General features: G+C 53.8%; 18 protein-coding genes. 14 read left to right on the top strand and 4 right to left on the bottom strand.

Annotation, left to right across the window (positions count from 1 at the left end; translation table 11 throughout):
* Positions 1 to 64: 64 nt before the first annotated feature.
* Complete coding sequence (rluB, locus tag AC1WNR_RS11395) at positions 65 to 958, top strand: 23S rRNA pseudouridine(2605) synthase RluB (RefSeq protein WP_481644610.1); 894 nt, start codon at positions 65 to 67, stop codon at positions 956 to 958.
* A 180-nt stretch (positions 959 to 1,138) separates the two neighbouring features.
* On the opposite strand, the gene AC1WNR_RS11390 is transcribed toward rluB, so the two are convergent.
* Genes AC1WNR_RS11390 through ubiG form a run of 3 tightly spaced genes read right to left on the bottom strand, consistent with a single transcriptional unit; the run spans position 1,139 to position 3,311 of the window.
* The gene (locus tag AC1WNR_RS11390) at positions 1,139 to 1,906 is read right to left on the bottom strand and encodes a YciK family oxidoreductase (RefSeq protein WP_481644609.1); all 768 of its coding nucleotides are present in this window, start codon (positions 1,904 to 1,906) and stop codon (positions 1,139 to 1,141) included.
* A 15-nt stretch (positions 1,907 to 1,921) separates the two neighbouring features.
* Complete coding sequence (locus tag AC1WNR_RS11385) at positions 1,922 to 2,590, bottom strand: HAD family hydrolase (protein WP_481644608.1); 669 nt, start codon at positions 2,588 to 2,590, stop codon at positions 1,922 to 1,924.
* Between the two features lie 4 nt (positions 2,591 to 2,594).
* Positions 2,595 to 3,311, bottom strand: coding sequence for a bifunctional 2-polyprenyl-6-hydroxyphenol methylase/3-demethylubiquinol 3-O-methyltransferase UbiG (gene ubiG / locus AC1WNR_RS11380; protein WP_481644607.1), 717 nt, complete (start codon positions 3,309 to 3,311; stop codon positions 2,595 to 2,597).
* Positions 3,312 to 3,491: 180 nt separating this feature from the next.
* Between ubiG and gyrA the strand changes: the two genes are divergently transcribed.
* From gyrA to AC1WNR_RS11320, 12 genes are all read left to right on the top strand, one after another.
* Positions 3,492 to 6,167 (top strand): DNA gyrase subunit A, encoded by a 2,676-nt coding sequence (gyrA, locus tag AC1WNR_RS11375; RefSeq protein ID WP_481644606.1) that lies wholly within the window; start codon positions 3,492 to 3,494, stop codon positions 6,165 to 6,167.
* Between the two features lie 15 nt (positions 6,168 to 6,182).
* Positions 6,183 to 7,265: a 3-phosphoserine/phosphohydroxythreonine transaminase gene (gene serC, locus AC1WNR_RS11370; protein ID WP_481644605.1), complete on the top strand. Its 1,083-nt coding sequence runs from the start codon at positions 6,183 to 6,185 to the stop codon at positions 7,263 to 7,265.
* Between the two features lie 2 nt (positions 7,266 to 7,267).
* On the top strand, positions 7,268 to 8,089 hold the full coding sequence (gene pheA, locus AC1WNR_RS11365) for a chorismate mutase (RefSeq protein ID WP_481644604.1): 822 nt from the start codon (positions 7,268 to 7,270) through the stop codon (positions 8,087 to 8,089).
* Positions 8,090 to 8,099: 10 nt separating this feature from the next.
* Positions 8,100 to 9,203, top strand: coding sequence for a histidinol-phosphate transaminase (gene hisC / locus AC1WNR_RS11360; RefSeq protein WP_481644603.1), 1,104 nt, complete (start codon positions 8,100 to 8,102; stop codon positions 9,201 to 9,203).
* Positions 9,200 to 11,407 (top strand): prephenate dehydrogenase/arogenate dehydrogenase family protein, encoded by a 2,208-nt coding sequence (locus AC1WNR_RS11355; protein ID WP_481644602.1) that lies wholly within the window; start codon positions 9,200 to 9,202, stop codon positions 11,405 to 11,407. The genes hisC and AC1WNR_RS11355 overlap by 4 nt, the downstream gene beginning before the upstream one ends.
* The gene (cmk, locus tag AC1WNR_RS11350) at positions 11,408 to 12,100 is read left to right on the top strand and encodes a (d)CMP kinase (protein ID WP_481644601.1); all 693 of its coding nucleotides are present in this window, start codon (positions 11,408 to 11,410) and stop codon (positions 12,098 to 12,100) included.
* A gap of 20 nt (positions 12,101 to 12,120) precedes the next feature.
* Positions 12,121 to 13,797, top strand: coding sequence for a 30S ribosomal protein S1 (gene rpsA, locus AC1WNR_RS11345; protein WP_481644600.1), 1,677 nt, complete (start codon positions 12,121 to 12,123; stop codon positions 13,795 to 13,797).
* Positions 13,798 to 13,859: 62 nt separating this feature from the next.
* Positions 13,860 to 14,156, top strand: coding sequence for an integration host factor subunit beta (locus AC1WNR_RS11340; protein ID WP_481644599.1), 297 nt, complete (start codon positions 13,860 to 13,862; stop codon positions 14,154 to 14,156).
* 21 nt (positions 14,157 to 14,177) lie between these two features.
* Positions 14,178 to 14,468, top strand: coding sequence for a LapA family protein (locus AC1WNR_RS11335; protein WP_481644598.1), 291 nt, complete (start codon positions 14,178 to 14,180; stop codon positions 14,466 to 14,468).
* An 18-nt stretch (positions 14,469 to 14,486) separates the two neighbouring features.
* Positions 14,487 to 15,659: a lipopolysaccharide assembly protein LapB gene (gene lapB, locus AC1WNR_RS11330; RefSeq protein WP_481644597.1), complete on the top strand. Its 1,173-nt coding sequence runs from the start codon at positions 14,487 to 14,489 to the stop codon at positions 15,657 to 15,659.
* 7 nt (positions 15,660 to 15,666) lie between these two features.
* Positions 15,667 to 16,383: an orotidine-5'-phosphate decarboxylase gene (gene pyrF / locus AC1WNR_RS11325; protein ID WP_481644596.1), complete on the top strand. Its 717-nt coding sequence runs from the start codon at positions 15,667 to 15,669 to the stop codon at positions 16,381 to 16,383.
* Between the two features lie 119 nt (positions 16,384 to 16,502).
* On the top strand, positions 16,503 to 16,814 hold the full coding sequence (locus tag AC1WNR_RS11320) for a ComEA family DNA-binding protein (RefSeq protein WP_481644595.1): 312 nt from the start codon (positions 16,503 to 16,505) through the stop codon (positions 16,812 to 16,814).
* A gap of 62 nt (positions 16,815 to 16,876) precedes the next feature.
* On the opposite strand, the gene AC1WNR_RS11315 is transcribed toward AC1WNR_RS11320, so the two are convergent.
* Positions 16,877 to 17,776, bottom strand: a complete 900-nt coding sequence (locus AC1WNR_RS11315; protein WP_481644594.1) for an AEC family transporter — start codon at positions 17,774 to 17,776, stop codon at positions 16,877 to 16,879.
* 105 nt (positions 17,777 to 17,881) lie between these two features.
* Here AC1WNR_RS11315 and AC1WNR_RS11310 point away from each other — a divergent pair, with 105 nt between their 5' ends.
* Positions 17,882 to 18,244, top strand: a complete 363-nt coding sequence (locus AC1WNR_RS11310) for a GntR family transcriptional regulator (RefSeq protein ID WP_481644593.1) — start codon at positions 17,882 to 17,884, stop codon at positions 18,242 to 18,244.
* Positions 18,245 to 18,462: the final 218 nt, after the last annotated feature.

Raw genomic sequence — 18,462 nt, 5'->3', positions numbered from 1 at the left:
GATTTGATAGCGGCTTGAAGAGTAAAAGCCGCTTAAGTAGTTCTAAATAGTAAGGCGTTGTCATATGTCTGATGAGAAGTTACAAAAGGTATTGGCACGCTCCGGTTTAGGCTCACGTCGTGAGATGGAGCGTTGGATAGATGAAGGCCGTGTTCAGGTAAACGATGAGACGGCTAAATTGGGTGATCGTGTATCAGCTGAAGATAAAGTTGTTGTGGATGGTAAGCAGATTGAAATTACTGCTGGCGATGCGCTTGAAGCGCGCGTCATCATCTACAACAAACCCCTTGGCGAAGTTTGTACTCGCCACGATCCTGAGGGGCGTCCAACTGTCTTTCATGCGCTGCCCAAGCTAAAGCAGGGGCGCTGGGTGGCTATCGGTCGCCTGGATATCAACACCTCAGGTCTGCTGATCTTCACCACCGATGGTGAGATCGCTAACAAAATGATGCACCCCTCCAGCAATATCGACCGCGAATATGCTGTGCGAGTGCTTGGAAATGTCGATGACGACATGCTGGAGCGCTTGAAGCAGGGTGTGCTGCTAGATGACGGTATGGCGAAGTTTACCGACGTGCAGTATTTCGACGGCGAAGGCGCTAACCGCTGGTATCACTGTGTCGTGATGGAGGGTCGTAACCGTGAGGTGCGCCGTCTATGGGAGTCGCAGGATGTTCAGGTCAGCCGCCTAAAACGAGTGCGCTTTGGCCCGGTTTTCTTGCCTAGCGACGTCAAAGTCGGAACCTGGCGTGACCTCTCGCAGAAGGAGCTCAATGTTCTAACTGACGAACTTGAGCTGTCGCGTCGCTCACTGCCAAAGTTCGACCCTCACGCTGCCAAGGACCAAGAGCGCGAATACAAACGTCAACGCGTCCGTCAGCGTGACGACGCCCGCAATCCTCATACGCCAGCCGAACGCAAGAAACGCAAGGTGCGTGTCGTGGGTAAACGCGGCTAGCCATTAAAGCTGGCGATATACGCTGGCTAAAAGGCGCTTGGCGTCTCCTCTTCAGACCCTTATTTGCCAGGACGGCAAATACGGAGCGTTACAGGGATGTACTCGAGCGAGTCTGAAGATGAGATGGCAAGTGCCTCTCTGCCGGAGTGTCAGATAGAGACAATACTCTCCAAGGTTTAGCTAGACGTAATCCGAGGGGGAACTATCACTCTGAGCATCAATAGACTGCCCGGTAACACCTTTGCTGTCAGGCCCCATGAGATAGAGGTAAACAGGCTGTATGTCTGTTGCTGAGGCAATGGTGCTTGGATCTTCGGCTGGGTAAGCGTAGGAGCGCATATTCGTTGCTGTGGCGCCTGGGTTGATGCAGTTAACGCGAATGTTGCCCGAGTTGCTGTACTCATCAGCCAGGGTCTGCATCATCCCCTCGGTCGCAAATTTCGAGATCGCGTAAGCCCCCCAGTAGGCTCGGCCTTTGCGGCCGACGCTAGAGCTGGTGAAGATGATCGATGCATCCTCGGACTGCTTAACGAGAGGCAGCAGTGCTTGAGTCAGCAAGAAGCCGGCGTTTACATTGACGCGCATTACCTGTTCAAAGGTGATCGGGTCGTAGTTCTCCAGCGGTGTGCGCTGACCGAGAAGGCTGGCGTTGTGCAGAATGCCATCGAGGCGGCCGAACTCTGAATCGATCATGTTTGCCAGCTCAACATAGGCGGCTTCGCCGGCGGTATCCAGGTTAAGAGGTACCATGGCCGGCTGCGGATAGCCTGCGTTCTCGATCTCGTCATAGACCGCATCAAGTTTCTCTGTGGTGCGTCCTAGAAGAATCACCGTCGCTCCAGCTTTGGCATAGCTCAGCGCGGCTGCGCGGCCGATGCCGTCTCCAGCACCAGTGACCAAAACCACGCGGCCAGTTAGCAGGGATTCGGGGGCGGTGTAGTTAAACATGCTCTCTCCAGAGAATTATGCGATCAGCTCGCGAATAAAGTTAGGTAGGTCAGCGGATCTCTCCACTAGGTGGTCTGCGTTCCAATCATGCGCCGATTCACCCGGTTTCAGATAGCCGAAACCGCAGGCGATGGTCGTCATGCCTGCAGCGCGTCCGGCGTCGATATCACGCTGGTGGTCGCCCAGATATAGGCAGTTCTCTGCGCTCAAGCCCAGTTCTTCAGCAGCCAAAACTAACCCCTCGGGCGAGGGTTTGGATTGGCTTACGTCCTCCGGGCAAACCAGTACCGAGCAGCGCTCCGTCAGTTGCAGATTGCGAAGCACTATCTCACTCAAATTGCGAGGTTTGTTGGTCACAATGCCCCAGGGAATCTGTTGTTTCTCCAGCTGCAGCAGTAACTCGTCTATACCCTCGAACAGAGCACCATGGGCGACTGGATTTGACGCGTAAAGTTCGAGAAATTCAGTCACCAGTGGATTGAGTTGCGCCTCGGAGATAGTTTCTCCAAACGCGAGCTTGAGCATTGCGCGTGACCCATCCGATGCTCGGGTTCTGACTAGGCTGTAATCGACGGGTGTGTGATTGCGACGACGCTGTATCTCAACGAGCACCTGATAGAAGTCAGGTGCTGTATCGAGAAGGGTTCCGTCGAGGTCGAAAAGTACTGCACTGAACTCGGGCATGAGTCTATTCCGGGCGGGTGCTGGCAACCAGATAGTTGACGCTCACATCAGTCGCACTCAGTGCGTACTCTTTGGTGATCGGGTTGTAGGTCATGCCGTTGGTGATATCGAGATCCAATCCAGCCAGACGCATCCATGCTGCGAGCTCTGCAGGCTGGATGAATTTGTTGAAATCGTGCGTGCCGGCCGGGACCAGCTTCAAGACGCGCTCAGCACCTAGAATGGCAAACAGATAGCTTTTCGGATTGCGATTGATCGTTGAGAAGAACACTTTGCCGCCTGGTTTCACCAGTTGTTGGCAGGCCTGCACAACTGATGCTGGGTCGGGTACATGCTCAAGCATCTCCATGCAGGTCACTACATCAAATTCGCCTGCGTGCTCCGCCGCAAACTCCTCAGCGGTTGTGCGCTGGTACTTCACTTTAACTCCGGACTCTAGGCCATGAAGTTTGGCGACTTTTAGTGGGGCCTCGCCCATATCGATACCAGTTACTTCAGCGCCGCGTTGCGCCATCGACTCGGCCAGAATGCCGCCGCCGCAGCCAACGTCCAATACTCGCTGCCCACCAAGCTGCGCATAACGATCAATAAAGCCGACACGAAGCGGATTGATGTCGTGTAAGGGCTTGAATTCGCTCTCTTTGTCCCACCAGCGTGAGGCGAGTTCCTCAAACTTGGCAATCTCGTCCGGATCGATATTCATGCGCGGTTGTTCGCTCATTAAGCTGTCCTGTTTAGGGCTCTAAAGCCGTTAGTTTAACACTGCCTTTGATCAGTCCCAAAAGCTGATTTGATTCAGTAATTTGTGATATGATTGGGCAGATTTTTTTGGCATCTCGCCAAGGTCCCGTTTTGGGGCTATCAAGAGGTGCACTAGCCTGCAAAAAAGGAACGCCAGCTAATGGGTGACCTAGCTAAAGAAGTATTACCAGTTAACATTGAGGATGAGCTTAAACAGTCCTACCTGGACTACGCAATGAGCGTAATCGTTGGGCGTGCTCTCCCTGATGCTCGAGACGGCCTGAAGCCGGTCCATCGCCGTGTTCTGTTTGCGATGAATGAGCTGAGCAACGATTGGAACAAACCTTATAAAAAATCGGCTCGTGTAGTCGGTGATGTAATCGGTAAATACCACCCACACGGTGACTCTGCTGTATACGACACGATTGTTCGTATGGCTCAGGACTTTTCGATGCGTTACACGCTCGTTGATGGTCAGGGTAACTTCGGTTCGGTGGATGGCGACTCCGCAGCAGCGATGCGTTACACCGAGATCCGTATGGACAAGATCTCGCATGAGCTCCTGTCTGACCTCGATAAAGAGACCGTGGATTACGTTGATAACTATGACGGCACCGAGAAAATTCCGGCAGTGCTGCCGACTCGCGTCCCTAATCTGCTGGTGAATGGCTCTGCCGGTATCGCCGTCGGTATGGCGACCAATATTCCGCCACACAATCTCGGTGAGGTTGTGCGTGGTTGTATGGCGCTGATCGATAACCCCGATATCAGCATCGATGAGTTGATGGAGTTTATCCCGGGTCCGGATTTCCCAACAGGCGGCATCATTAACGGGCGGGCAGGTATTCTGCAGGCGTACCGCACTGGCCGCGGCCGTATCTACGTTCGCGCCAAGCACCACATCGAAGATCACCCAAAAAATGGCCGTCCGATGCTGGTCATCGACGAGATTCCATACCAGCTCAACAAAGCGCGATTGATTGAGAAGATCGCGGAACTGGTCAAAGAGAAGAAGATCGAGGGTATCTCTGAGCTGCGTGACGAGTCCGATAAGGACGGTATGCGTATCGTCATCGAACTGCGCCGTGGCGAAGTGCCTGATGTAGTCATCAATAACCTCTTTGCCCAGACGCAGCTGCAGAGCGTTTTCGGTATAAACATGGTGGCGCTGGTTGATGGTCAGCCTAAGCTGCTGGATCTCAAATCTGCGCTTGAGAGCTTTGTGCGTCACCGCCGCGAGGTTGTTACTCGTCGTACTGTATACCTGCTGCGCAAAGCGCGCGAGCGTGGTCACATACTCGAAGGTTTGGCGATTGCACTAGCGAATATCGATCCTGTGATCGAGATGATTAAGCAGTCACCAACGCCGGCGGATGCAAAAGAGACACTGATCTCTACCGCTTGGGCTCCGGGTGATGTGTTAGAGATGCTTGAGCGTGCAGGCGAGGACGCTTGCCGACCTGAGGACCTAGAAGAGCAGTACGGTTTGCGTAACGGGTCTTACTACCTGTCACCGGCACAGGCTCAAGCGATCCTTGAGCTGCGTCTGCACCGCTTGACGGGTCTCGAGCACGATAAGCTGATCGCGGAGTACCGCGAGCTGATCGAGAAGATCGCTGAGTTGCTGGAGATTCTGGGCTCTTACGAGCGCCTGATGGAAGTGATTCGCGAAGAGCTGACTAAGTTGGTTGAAGAGTACGCGGACGAGCGTCGTACCGAAATTACCGCCTCGATGGCAGACCTGTCGGTGGCTGATCTTATCGCCGAAGAGGAGATGGTGGTTACCATCTCTCATGGTGGTTATGCCAAGACTCAGCCGGTAGAGGCCTACCAAGCGCAACGTCGTGGCGGTAAGGGTAAATCGGCGACGGCGATGAAAGATGAGGACTTCATCGAGCATCTGCTGGTGGCCAACAGCCACGATACAATTCTCTGTTTTACCAACTTTGGTAAGGTTTACTGGCTGCGGGTGTTTGAAATTCCGCAGGCGAGCCGTGCATCTCGCGGTCGTCCGATGATCAATATTCTGCCGTTGGCACAGGATGAGCGCATCAGCACCATTCTGCCGGTTAAAGAGTTCGACGATCAGCGCTGTGTCTTTATGGCCACGGCACAAGGTACGGTTAAGAAGACGCGTTTATCAGCCTTCTCTCGTCCGCGCAGCACAGGTCTAATCGCGCTGGATATCGTTGAAGGTGACCGCCTGATTGGTGCCGCACTGACTGAAGGCGAAAACGACGTAATGCTGGTGACGAGTGCTGGTAAAGCGATTCGCTTCCACGAGGGTGATGTGCGTGAGATGGGCCGAACAGCCCGCGGTGTCCGCGGCGTTAAACTGGACGGCACGGCCAACGTTATCGCTCTGATCATTCCGCAGGAAGATGGCATGGTTCTGACGGCATCGGAGAATGGCTACGGCAAGAAGACAGCTGCCAGCGAGTTCCCGCTGCGTGGTCGTGGTGGTATGGGTGTGATTGCGATGCAGTGCACTGAGCGTAACGGCGAGCTGGCTGGTGCGGTTCAGGTACTTGATGGCGACGACGTCATGCTGATCTCCGATATGGGCACGATGGTGCGTACTCGCACCTCCGAGATCTCCGAGCTGGGCCGTAACACTCAGGGTGTTCGCCTGATCCGCGTCGCTGAAGGTGAGAAGCTGATCGGTATCGCCCGAATTGAAGAGCCTGAAGAGGATGAGTCTGAAGCTATTGAGGGTGAGGCAGCTGACGGTGCTGCATCAGATGCTCCTCAAGCGGATGCAACGGCGGCTAGCGACAGCGCTCCCGCTGACGAAAGTGGCGAAGCAGCGGGTGATGATAGCGCATCTGAAGAGTAAGGACTGCACATCTCAATGAGTCGTAAACACAACTTCAGCGCGGGACCTGCCGCGCTGCCGACGGCTGTACTAGAGCAAGCCCAGGCTGAGATTCTGGATTGGCAGGGTAAAGGCCTCTCCGTAATGGAGATGAGCCACCGCAGTGCTGAGTATGTCAGCATTGCGACCGCCGCCGAACAGGATCTACGTGATCTGCTGAACATCTCCGATGAGTATGCGGTGCTGTTTTTGCAGGGCGGGGCGACCAGTCAGTTCGCCATGGTGCCCGTCAATATGATGGGTGATAAGCGCTGCGGCGCTTACATCAATACCGGCATGTGGTCGACTAAGGCGATCAAAGAGGCGAAACGCTTTGGCGATGTCTGCCTAGCGGCGTCGACAGAAGCTGAGAGCTTCACACGGGTGCCCGCTCAGTCGGAACTCCTGATCGATAGCAACGCGGCGTACCTGCACTACACCACCAACGAAACCATTGGCGGTGTGCAGTTTGACTACATTCCTGATGCGCAGGATCGTCCGCTGGTGGCTGATATGTCCTCCGACATTCTCTCCGCCCCGATGGATGTAAATAACTTTGACCTGATCTATGCCGGTGCGCAGAAGAACATTGGTCCAGCCGGTATCACAGTTGTCATTGTGCGCAAGTCACTGCTTGGTAATGCGCTGCCCGGTATGCCGACGATGTATAACTATCAGGTGCATGCGAAAGCGGACTCGATGAACAACACGCCGCCAACTTACTCTTGGTATCTGGCTGGTCTGGTGTTCAAGTGGTTGAAGGCAAAGGGCGGTGTTGAAGCGATTGCTGAAATTAACAAGCGCAAGGCTGCCAAACTCTATGCCGCAATCGATGCGAGCGGTTTTTACGCTAACCCAGTAGCACCTAATAACCGCTCAATTATGAACGTGCCATTTACTCTGGCCGACGCCTCCCTCGATGCGAAATTCCTCGCTGAAGCAGAGGCGGCAGGGCTGTTGAATTTGCAGGGCCATCGCTCGGTGGGTGGCATGCGCGCGAGCATATACAACGCAGTATCAGAGTCATCTGTCGATGCTCTGGTTGAATTTATGGCTGATTTCGAGAGACGTTGGGGCTGAATATGTCGCAGCAGACAGAGCAAGAGATCGCACTCGCTAAGATTCGTGTCCGAATTGATGCGTTAGACCGTCAGATTCATCAGTTGCTGAATGAGCGTGCTCAGTGCGCCCAAGAGGTGGCTGAGGTTAAGGCTCAGTTTGAGCAAGATGAGGTGGTTTTTTACCGTCCTGAACGCGAAGCGCAGGTGCTACGCGGTGCGATGGAGCGTAATGAGGGGCCGCTACCTGATGCGGAGATTGCACGCCTGTTTCGTGAGGTAATGTCGTCGTGTCTGGCGCTCGAGCAGCCGCTGCGTGTCGTCTTTCCCGGTTCTCTCTGTTCGAAGTCGCATCAAGCCTCGATGAAACAGTTCGGTCAGTCGGCCGAGTTTGTGCCGGTCGACAGTATCGAAGCGATCTTCTCAGAGGTGGCCGAGGGTTCTGCCCATTACGGCATAGTACCGATTGAGGGTGTGGATCCGCGACTCAGCGAAGCGGCAGTTAGCGCGCTGGCGAAGTTTGATTTGGCGCTCTGTGGTGAAGTCTCTGAGTTGGGTTCACGCTATCTCGTTATTGGCGACCAGTTGGTTGGCCCATCCGGTGAAGATAAGACCGCTCTGTTAGTTGAGCTCCGCGGGAGCGTTGAACAGCTGGATGAGATCTTTCAGCAGGCCGGCGTTCACCCAACGGCGATTGTTGAAAATACGGCTGATGACGTTTGTCAGGTCTATATCGATTTTATCGGTCACTGTAACTCGGATGCAGTGCAGCAACTTTGCGCAACCGTGGAGCAGACGGTGCTGCGTTGTAAAAATCTAGGCTCTTTCCCAATAGCGGTTTTGTAGGAACCAATCTATGGCATGCGATGCTATCCAACTAGCAGTTCCTGGTGTCCGGGGACTGCATCCGTACCAGGCTGGTAAGCCGATTGAGGAGCTCGAACGCGAGCTCGGTATCTCTGAAAGTATCAAGCTAGCAAGTAACGAGAATCCCCTTGGCCCGAGTCAGTTGGCACTCGATGCGGTGCAAGGTTCGTTGAGCGAATTGACGCTCTACCCCGACGCAATGGGCTACCGCTTGAAGCAGAAGCTGAGTGCAGTTTATGGTTTGAGCGCCGAGCAGTTGACCCTCGGTAATGGCTCGAATGACTTGCTGGATATGATCGCGCGAGTCTTTTTGAATCCAGGTGACGAGGTTATCTATTCGGCGCACGCATTTATTGTCTATAAGCTGGTGAGCCAGGCCATCAATGCCAAGGCTGTTGAGATACCAGCGAAGGATTATGCTCATGACCTTGAGGCTATGGCCGCAGCTGCTTCAGCCAACACCAAGCTGATCTTCCTAGCTAATCCGAACAATCCAACAGGTACTGCCTTCACAGCAGCGCAACTACACAGGTTTATGGCCGCTGTAGCGCCGACAACCTTGGTTGTGCTGGATGAGGCTTACACCGAGTATGTCGATGATGGTTCCTTACCGGACGGTTTGGAGCTACTGGCAGACTACCCGAATTTGATCGTTACACGCACCTTCTCTAAAGCCTGGGGTCTAGCCGGCTTGCGTGTTGGTTTTGCTGCCGCCTCGCCCGAGATTACTGATCTTCTCAATCGCCTGCGCCAGCCATTTAACGTGAATATTCCAGCGCTGGTTGCCGCTGAAGCGGTACTTGATGATACGGAATATCTGAGTCGCAGCGTTGAAGTGAACCGCGCCGGCTTGCAGCAACTCTATACGGGGTTGGATCAGCTGGGTGTCACCTACATTGAGAGTTACGGTAATTTTATCGCCGTTGAGTTCAAATCCGACGCTGTGCCGATCTACGATGCGCTGCTGCGTCGCGGAGTGATCGTGCGTCCAGTCGGCATCTATGCAATGCCGAATCACCTACGTGTCAGCATCGGCACAGAAGCAGAGAATCGTCGTTTTCTTGAAGCGCTAGCTGAGGTGTTGGCCGGGTGAGCTTTGAGACCTCGCGAATCTTGGTCATCGGCCTAGGGTTGATTGGTGGCTCGTTTGCGCGCGCCGCGCGTCGCCTCCCTAAAGTGGATCAGGTTGTCGGCTTTGACCTAAATCGTGAGGAGTGTGAGCTGGGCGTTGCGCTTGAGGTAATTGATAGTGTCGCCGAGGATTTGCAAGCCGAAGTGCGTCAGGCGGATCTGGTGATGCTGGCTGTTCCTGTAAAGGCGATTGAGCATGTTCTAGCTCAAATAGCGCCTTGGCTGAAAGAGACTGCACTGATTACTGATGTGGGTAGCACCAAGGTCAATGTAATTGAGGCTGCGCAGCGAATCTGGTCAGATGTGCCCGCCGGTTTTATTCCCGGACATCCTATCGCTGGCGCTGAGAAGTCGGGTGTAGCCGCGTCTGACGCTGAGCTCTTCGTGCAGCGCAAAGTTATACTTACCCCGCTCGCCACCACTCCTGAAGATGCGCGTCTCACACTGGCGCGCCTGTGGCAGTCCATGGGTGCTGAGGTGCTTCAAATGGAGCCCAAGCGCCATGATGAGGTGCTTGCAGCAACGAGTCACCTCCCGCATCTGCTGGCTTTCTCGTTGGCGGATACGCTGGCGGCTGAGGCTGAGAGTACGGATATTTTTCGTTATGCAGCGGGCGGTTTTCGTGATTTTACCCGGATCGCAGCGAGCGATCCGACCATGTGGCATGACGTCTGTTTTGCCAACCGCGAGCCGATCTTGGCGCAGATTGATCGATTCACTGAAGGTCTGGCGCAGCTGCGTGCTGCTGTTGATGCCGGTGATAGTCAGCGCCTGACGGGCATCTTTACCCGAGCTCGGGCATCGCGTGAGCAGTTCTCGCGTATTCTTGAGCGCGCAGGCTACCTGCAGGCGAGCAGCACCCCAGAGACTCTGGTTGTGCAGCCGGCAGTTGCGCTGTCTGGCCACCTGCGAGTTCCGGGTGACCGCTCTATCTCCCACCGCGCAATTATGCTCGCAGCTTTGGCTGAGGGTGTCAGCGACATCGATGGGTTTGTTGAAAGCGAAGATAGCTTGGCAACTATTCAGGTGTTTCGTGATCTCGGTGTGGTGATCGAGGGGCCGCATCAGGGGCGGGTACGCGTCTATGGCGTAGGACTCAATGGTCTGCAGCAACCTGCAGGTCCCCTCTATTTTGGTAACTCATCGACCTCTCTGCGTATGCTGTTGGGTCTGTTGGCCGCTCAGCCATTCGATAGCCAGATCGCGGGCAGCGCACAGTTGATGCAGCAGAGTTATACCGAGCTGCTCGAACCTCTACAGCAGATGGGGGCACAGTTTGAGCTAAGCGCTGCGGGTGTTCCCGTGCGCGTCATCGCTGGTAAAAGGTTGACGCCAATCGAATACGCACCGGGGTTTGCAAGTGCGCAAGTAAAAGCGGCGCTGATTCTGGCGTCGATGGCTTCTGGCATCTCGTTGGATCTGTATGAGTCCAACACAACCCGAGACCACACTGAGCGCTTGATGCACGGTTTTGGTGTTGATTTGAAGCGTGAGGGGCGCTCGCTGCGACTGGCAGCGGGAGCACAGCTGAAAGCTCAAAATATTCAGATACCGGCGGATCTCTCGTTTGCCTCTGCTTTTGTGTTGGCGGCCAGTTTGATTCCGCAAACGGAGTTGATTATTGAGCACACGGGAGTGAACCCAACCCGTCAGCAGCTACTGAGAATCTTGTCCCGCATGGGGGCTCGCTATGAATTTCTTAACGACTCTTCATCGAACGGTGAGCCGATCGCCGATATCCGTGTGCAGTCTTCCCAGTTGGTCGGTGCTGACTGCACGAGTACCGAGTTGGCTGGTTTAGGCGATGATCTGCCACTGCTACTAGTCGCGATGAGCTGTGCAGAAGGTGTGTCGGAGCTTTCGGGTGTCGATCGCCTGCCGCAAAGACATCAGCAGTTGTTAGAGCAGTTGCTTAGCGAGTTGCAAAAACTTGGTGTGGGCGTAGAGCGTCTGGCTGGCAGTGTAAAGATTGTGCCAACTGATATTCAGGGCGGTATTGAGCTCGATGCGTATGAGCACCCAGTTGCCGCGCTTGCGCTGATGATTGTAGGAGTAGTGTCACAGAAGGGGCTTAGTATTGCCGGCTGTCGAGCACTAAGTAGCGTATTTCCTGAGTATGTTGAGCAGGCTCGACGTGTGGGAATGCGATTGTTAAAGGAGAGTTAAATGAGCCCAACAACAATGAGTGCCGTGATAACGGTGGATGGGCCTTCAGGGTCAGGAAAGGGCACTATCTGCCGTCTTCTGTCCCAGAAACTCGGGTGGAATCTATTAGATAGCGGCGCGCTTTATCGACTCACGGCTCTCGCCGCACGTCACCATGGTGTCGATCCAAATGATGTAGAGGCGCTGCAGGTGTTGGCAGCGCACTTGGATGTGCGTTTTGTTGCGTCTGATGCTGAGTCTGAGGTACAGATCTTCCTTGAGGGTGAAGAGGTGACTAAAGCGATTCGAGCTGAAGATGTGGGTTTGGATGCTTCTAAAGTGGCTGCGATTCAGCCGGTGCGTACAGCACTGTTGAGCCGCCAGCGAGATTTTGCCCAACAGCCTGGCTTAATTGCTGATGGTCGCGACATGGGAACCGTGGTGTTTCCCGAAGCACTGCTAAAAATTTATCTGGATGCTAGTGCTGAGGAGCGAGCGCAACGTCGCTATAAGCAGTTGATAGATAAGGGAGTGGGTGCTAGCCTTGAGGATATATTGCAGGACCTGCGGGCACGTGATGATCGGGATATGAACCGCTCAGCCTCGCCGCTCAAGCCTGCAGAAGATGCCATTCGGTTGGACAGCACTTCGATGACCATCGATGAGGTGCTGGCTGCCGTACTGGAAGAAGCACGACACAGAGGGGTGCGTTAACCCCAAACTGAGGTTAAAACATGAGCGAGAGTTTTGCGGACCTATTCGAAGAGTCCCTGCAACAAGTAGAGATGACTCCGGGTGCGATCGTTGTCGCAACGGTTATCGCAATCGAGAACGATTTTGTTGTGGTATCAGCCGGTCTGAAGTCAGACGGTGCCATCCCAGCGGAACAGTTCAAAAACGATGCGGGTGAGATCGAAGTACAGGTCGGAGATGAGGTGCGTGTTGCACTCGAATCCTTCGAGGATGGCTTCGGCGAAACTAAACTCTCGCGTGAAAAAGCTAAACGAGCCGAAGCTTGGCAGGTGCTCGAAGCAGCGTATGAGAAAGGTGAGATCGTCACAGGCCGAATCAGTGGTCGCGTACGCGGTGGCCTGACCGTCGACCTCAATGGTATTAACGCTTTCCTACCCGGTTCTCTAGTTGATGTGCGACCTCTGCGCGACACTACCCACTTAGAGAACCAGGATCTTGAGTTCAAACTCGTTAAGCTCGATCAACGCAGCAACAACATTGTCGTATCTCGCCGTGCTGTGCTGGAAGAGGCTAACAGCGAAGATCGCGAGAAGCTGCTAGCGCAGATGGAAGAGGGCGCGGTTCTCAAGGGTATCGTGAAGAACCTGACAGACTACGGTGCCTTTATTGATCTTGGTGGCATTGATGGTCTGCTGCACATCACTGATATCGCCTGGAAGCGCGTGAAGCACCCGAGTGAAGTGCTCAATGTCGGCGATGAGATCGATGTTAAAGTGCTGAAGTATGACGCTGAACGCCAGCGCGTATCTCTTGGTATGAAACAGCTTCAGGATGACCCGTGGACTGCAATGACAAGCCAGTTCGCTGTGGGCTCACGCATCAAAGCACGCGTCACTAATCTAACCGACTACGGCTGCTTTGCTGAGATCGGCGATGGCGTAGAAGGTCTGGTACACGTCTCTGAGATGGATTGGACAAACCGCAATATTCACCCATCGAAAGTGGTGCAGGTGGGCGATGAGGTCGAGGTACAGATTCTCGATATCGATCAGCAACGCCGTCGCATCTCTTTGGGTATCAAACAGTGTCAGGACAATCCTTGGGATAGCTTCGCAGCAGCTCATGCCAAAGGCGAAAAAGTAACTGGTGCCATTCGTTCTATCACTGATTTCGGTATCTTTATCGGCCTAGATGGTGGTATCGATGGCTTGGTACATCTCTCTGACATCTCTTGGGATGAGCCGGGTGAGCAGGCGGTGAAGGCCTACTCGAAAGGCCAAGAGATTGAGGCGGTGGTGCAGTCAGTCGACGCTGAACGCGAACGTATCTCTCTTAGCATCAAAGCCCTTACCGGTGATGACTTCTCTGGTTTTGCAGAGTCTCACTCTAAAGGTCAGGTAGTTGCCGGTACGGTGACCGCGGTTGATGCGCGTCAGGCATCAGTGCAGCTAGCTGAGGGCGTTGAGGCGGTGCTTCGCGTCTCTGAATTCTCCACTGCGCGTACTGAGGATCTGAGTGCTGAATTGAAGGTGGGTGATAGCGTTGAGGCGATGATCAGTAATGTTGACCGTCGCAACCGCACGATTCAGTTATCGATCAAGCAGTTGGAGTCTAAGCAGCAGTCAGAAGCACTTGAAGCTGTGCAGCAGCAGAGTGTTGAAGAGGCTGGCCCGACAACCATCGGTGATCTGATCAAACAGCAGATGGACAAAAAATAGGATCCATCAAAGACGGGCGGTCTCGTTGAGGCCGCTCTATCTACCTGATAGCTGGAGTGGGCATGACGAAGTCTGAGTTGATTGAACAGCTGATAGATAAACACCCTGAGTTATCGGTCAAAGATGTCGAGTTGGCCGTGAAGATAATGCTGGAGCATATGACTGAGACCCTGTCTGAGGGTGAGCGAATCGAAATTCGCGGCTTTGGTAGCTTCTCTTTGCACTATCGAGCGCCCCGTGTGGGACGTAATCCTAAAACCGGTGAGTCGGTGTCACTCCCAGCCAAGTTTGTTCCCCATTTTAAACCCGGCAAAGAGCTGCGCGAACAGGTTAACGATAGCCTCAAGCACGAGCGATAAGCCCAGCCCACAGGTAGCAGTGTGCGCACGATTAAACTGATCTTAACCCTAGCCGTTGGCCTTTTAGTGCTATTGCTTGGCGTGCTATTCACTATTCATAACACCGATAAAGTCAGTATCGACCTGATCTGGTTGCAGCTACCCGAGGCGAGCTTATCACTCTGGCTCATCGGTTTCTTTGTGGCCGGTACGCTACTGGGCATGATCCTGACCAGTACTCGCTCGTTGATGTTGAGCGCGCGTCTAAGTAGCACTAACCGTAAACAGCGGAAAGCGGAAGAGCAGCTTAAGCGACTGCAACAGCCAAACTAAGCGCCCTCTCTAACCTTGATGGACAACACACTTCTACTACTCATCCTACTCCTGGTTGCTGTCTTTGCGGGATGGGGTGTCGCCCGATGGCAGCAACTGCGTCAAGCAAAGAGCGCGCTACCTGATGCCTATCTGAGTGGTCTAGATTATCTGATTGATAACCGAACCGAAGAGGCGATCGAGAGCTTTATTGAGGCTTTGGAGGTGAACTCCGATACGCTATCTGCTCATATTGCGCTGGCAAAACTCTTGCGGCGTAAGGGGGATGTGGATAGGGCGGTTCGCATTCATGAGATGTTGTTGTCCCGGCCCGGCCTGAGCCAATTTGACCGCCAGCGCGTTAATTTAGCTCTTGCATTGGACTACCACGCGCTTGGTCTGCTTGATCGCTCTGAGGAGTCACTCAATACCCTTTTGGATGAGGCCAAAGACTCGAAACTGCGAGTGCGTGCTCTACGCTTGCTGATACGGCTTTATGAGCAGGAAGCGGAGTGGCAGACCGCTCTGGATGTAGCGCAACAGCTACCACCGGCTGAACGTGAATTGTTGAAGGTCGAGCTGTCTCACTATTACTGTGAGCGCGGTGAACAGTTGATGGCCGAGGGTGAGGCTGAGGCCGCACGGCAAAGGCTGGAGCAGGCGTTATCGGAGGATGCCGCGTGTGTGCGGGCCAACCTCACGCTGGCGCGAATACTCCAGCAGCAGTCACAGTGGCGCGCTTCAATTCATGCGCTGCAACAGGTGGCGCAGCAGGATCCACAATTCATACCTGAAACCTTGCGAGGTCTGCGCCGTGCTTATGAAGCCTGCGATGATGAGGCGGGCTTTCGCGATTGCTTGAACCGACTCCAAGAGGCACACCCTGCAACCAGTACGATGTTGGCGCTCGCTGAGCAGAAACGCGACCGTGAGGGGGTTTTAAGTGCCGGGCTCTTCATTACAGAGGCGCTCAAATCTAGACCCTCGGTTAAGGGCTTCAATCGCCTAATCGATATGCATTTGGAGTATGGTTCCTCGAGTGCACGTGAGAGCTTGATGAGCCTGCGTTCTTTGACTCAGCAACTTGAGATCTCTAAGCCTATATACCGCTGCGGTCAGTGTGGTTTTGCTGGCCGCAATCTTGTGTGGCAGTGTCCAAGCTGCCGCCAATGGGGTAGTATTCGTCCGATTTTTGGACTTGAGGGAGAGTAGCACCGCCATGACCGACAATAAGCGCATTTTAGTGGCTCTGGATTATCCAACAGCAGAGCAGGCGATGGCGATGGCGCAGCAGCTCGATCCTGAAGTCTGTCGAGTTAAGGTGGGCAAAGAGCTCTTCACTCGATGCGGTCCAGCTATCGTAGAGTCCCTGCACGGGCTCGGTTTTGAACTCTTTCTCGATCTCAAGTTTCACGATATCCCCAACACGGTTGCCAAAGCCTGTGCGGCTGCAGCAGAACTGGGTGTTTGGATGGTTAATGTCCACGCGAGTGGTGGCCGTCGCATGATGGAGGCTGCTCGCGAAGCGGTGGAGAAGAGTAGTTCGGCTGATCAGCGCACTAAATTGATCGCTGTTACTGTGCTAACCAGTATGGAACGCTCTGATCTACAGGAGATCGGGTTGGATATTGATCCTCTTGAGCAGGTCAAACGGTTGGCTGCGCTGACCCAGAGGTCTGGCCTAGATGGCGTTGTCTGCTCGGCGCAAGAGGCTGCTGCGTTGCGCGCGCAGGCTGGTGATGGGTTCGAATTGATCACACCTGGGATTCGCCCAGCCAATGCCGAAAAGGGTGATCAGCGTCGTGTTATGACCCCGGCTGAAGCGATAGCTGCAGGTAGTACCTACCTAGTTGTGGGTCGCCCAATAACGGGGGCAGTAGATCCTTCCGCTGCTGCCGCAGCGATTCAGGCAGAGGTCAGTGCTGCTCTGAGTTAAAGTGATTGGCACCGAATCTTTGGTGAATTTCTGGCACTGGCTTCAGACTGGTCTATAGTGAAATTAGCGGCGCAAGGAGTGTGTCGCAGAATCACTAAGACTACATGGAGGTAGTTATCATGAAACTTCTTACTTCTCGTTTTTCTCTGGTTACAAAACTGATTGCCGGCGCACTGTTGGCAGCCTCATCCCAGACTTTTGCCGGTTTTCCGGTTGATATCAACTCTGCTAGTGCGACGGAGCTAGCCGATGCGCTTGACGGTGTCGGCATGAGCAAAGCGACAGCGATAGTTGAATATCGTGAGCAGTTTGGCCCCTTTATGGAGCCTTCTGAATTAGTCGCTGTGCGAGGTATTGGACCGGCTACGCTAGAGAAAAATCTCGACTACATTCTACTGACTTCAGATCCGGAGTTGCTCGCGACTGAATAAGCAGTGATCCCAGCAGTAATTAAATTTGGGCGCCCTCAATAACGAGGCCGCCCTTTTTTGATTCAGATGATAAAAAATAACGTGATTGGAACGATGATGAGGCTCGCCATATTTCCGATCATCACAATCGAAGCGACCGCAAGCGGCTCGAGGTTGTAACGCTCTGCAACAAGATAGTTCAGTACGGCTGGTGGCATGGCGGAGAAGAGTATCAGGTAAGCCGTGAACTCCGTCGAGAGGTCAAAAATGATTGCAAAAGGGATTGCGAATATTAGGCTGGTCAACGGCGAAAGCACTGCGCCATAAGCTCCCATCTTCCAGTTCGATAGATCGATACCCCTCATGCGTACCCCGAGTGCAAACAGCATCAGCGGAATCGCGATATCTCCAAGCATGCGCAGCGGAACTTGGATAAATTCAGGGAAGGGCAATCCTAAAAGGTTCCATGCCAGCCCCAGTAGTGTCGCCATAATCATCGGGTTTAGCAGGATCTTACGTGGCGAGGCAGATCCGCTGACAATATAAGAACCTAGGGTGAAATGGAGGGTGTTGCTGATCAAGAACATCGCCATCATTGCAGCGAGACCTAACTCACCAAAAGCGAGCAGAGCCAGTGGAAGGCCGAGATTGCCGCAGTTGTTAAACATCATCGGCGGCACAAAGGTTTTGGCGCCCAAACCTAGCGCTCGCGCGATTGGTAGAGCGATCAAGCCCGAACCGAGTACGGTGACCAGAGCGCCTGCAGACAGCATTGAGTAGGTGGAGAGGTCAAAACTCTCAGAAGCCATAACGGCGAATATCAGTGCCGGCAGAAAGATATCCATATTGAGCCGGTTGGGAATCCGCATATCCGTTTCGTACTTTCGTGCGTATATGAAAGCGATAAGCACTATCACTGCAAGCGGAAAGACCGTCAGGAAGACGCGCTCTAAGAGTGGATACAGCTCGGGAGGGTTGGACATTAGCGAGTGCTCTGCCTCGGTTGACGTTTAGAATTAGCGGCGCAGGGTACGCTATACAGTTTCAAGTGGGAAGCTTGGTCGGTTCCAAACTACGGGAGTGAGAAGGTGGAAGAGCACAGCAGATTAGTAGAAGAGATCCGTACTGTTCTACAGAGTAAAGAGCCGGGCGAACGTCTACCGAGCGAGCGTGCCCTAGCTCAGGATTATGATGTTTCACGCGCGAGTATTAAACGAGCCATACTGCAGTTAATCGCCGAGGGGGTCGTCGAGCATCAGGCAGGCCACTGTCCACGTGTCGCGGTCAAGCAGGATTCACCGCTGGCACTTGAGCGCTTGATGGAGATGGAGCCTGGGGTGAGGGCTGACCTTTCTGAGTTTGTCGAGAAGCTCTCAAGCACGCAGCAGGGGCAATATCCGGCTTCCATCACGGCACTGTTGCAGCGTCTAGAGCAGCTATCAACTCACTAGCAGCGAATTTTAATAACTCAGAGCAGTAAGCTTATTTTCCCACGTAGTAAAACTACAGTCATGGCGCAATTTTTTTAACATTGTCGCAAATTTTCCTCTTTTTTCTGGACTAAAGTTTAAGTCGGGTGTAGTGTCGCTACTACTTATTCTCATCATAAGAGGCGCTTTAGCGCCCGAAAGAAAAGATTCAACGAACTCAGACTGGTCGCCGATGATCT

The sequence above is a fragment of the Marinobacterium marisflavi genome, from assembly GCF_982447095.1.
Note: the sequence above shows the minus strand (reverse complement) of the source record. Positions and strands in the feature narration are given on the sequence as shown.

Bases quoted from the DNA above. Each gene is read 5' to 3' on its own strand.
- AC1WNR_RS11340 (WP_481644599.1), top strand. From the start codon at position 13,860: ATGACGAAGTCTGAGTTGATTGAACAGCTGATAGATAAACACCCTGAG.
- hisC (WP_481644603.1), top strand. From the start codon at position 8,100: ATGGCATGCGATGCTATCCAACTAGCAGTTCCTGGTGTCCGGGGACTG.
- gyrA (WP_481644606.1), top strand. From the start codon at position 3,492: ATGGGTGACCTAGCTAAAGAAGTATTACCAGTTAACATTGAGGATGAG.
- AC1WNR_RS11385 (WP_481644608.1), bottom strand. From the start codon at position 2,590: ATGCCCGAGTTCAGTGCAGTACTTTTCGACCTCGACGGAACCCTTCTC.
- AC1WNR_RS11320 (WP_481644595.1), top strand. From the start codon at position 16,503: ATGAAACTTCTTACTTCTCGTTTTTCTCTGGTTACAAAACTGATTGCC.
- rluB (WP_481644610.1), top strand. From the start codon at position 65: ATGTCTGATGAGAAGTTACAAAAGGTATTGGCACGCTCCGGTTTAGGC.
- serC (WP_481644605.1), top strand. From the start codon at position 6,183: ATGAGTCGTAAACACAACTTCAGCGCGGGACCTGCCGCGCTGCCGACG.
- pyrF (WP_481644596.1), top strand. From the start codon at position 15,667: ATGACCGACAATAAGCGCATTTTAGTGGCTCTGGATTATCCAACAGCA.
- AC1WNR_RS11315 (WP_481644594.1), bottom strand. From the start codon at position 17,776: ATGTCCAACCCTCCCGAGCTGTATCCACTCTTAGAGCGCGTCTTCCTG.
- cmk (WP_481644601.1), top strand. From the start codon at position 11,408: ATGAGCCCAACAACAATGAGTGCCGTGATAACGGTGGATGGGCCTTCA.
- AC1WNR_RS11390 (WP_481644609.1), bottom strand. From the start codon at position 1,906: ATGTTTAACTACACCGCCCCCGAATCCCTGCTAACTGGCCGCGTGGTT.
- pheA (WP_481644604.1), top strand. From the start codon at position 7,268: ATGTCGCAGCAGACAGAGCAAGAGATCGCACTCGCTAAGATTCGTGTC.
- lapB (WP_481644597.1), top strand. From the start codon at position 14,487: ATGGACAACACACTTCTACTACTCATCCTACTCCTGGTTGCTGTCTTT.
- ubiG (WP_481644607.1), bottom strand. From the start codon at position 3,311: ATGAGCGAACAACCGCGCATGAATATCGATCCGGACGAGATTGCCAAG.
- rpsA (WP_481644600.1), top strand. From the start codon at position 12,121: ATGAGCGAGAGTTTTGCGGACCTATTCGAAGAGTCCCTGCAACAAGTA.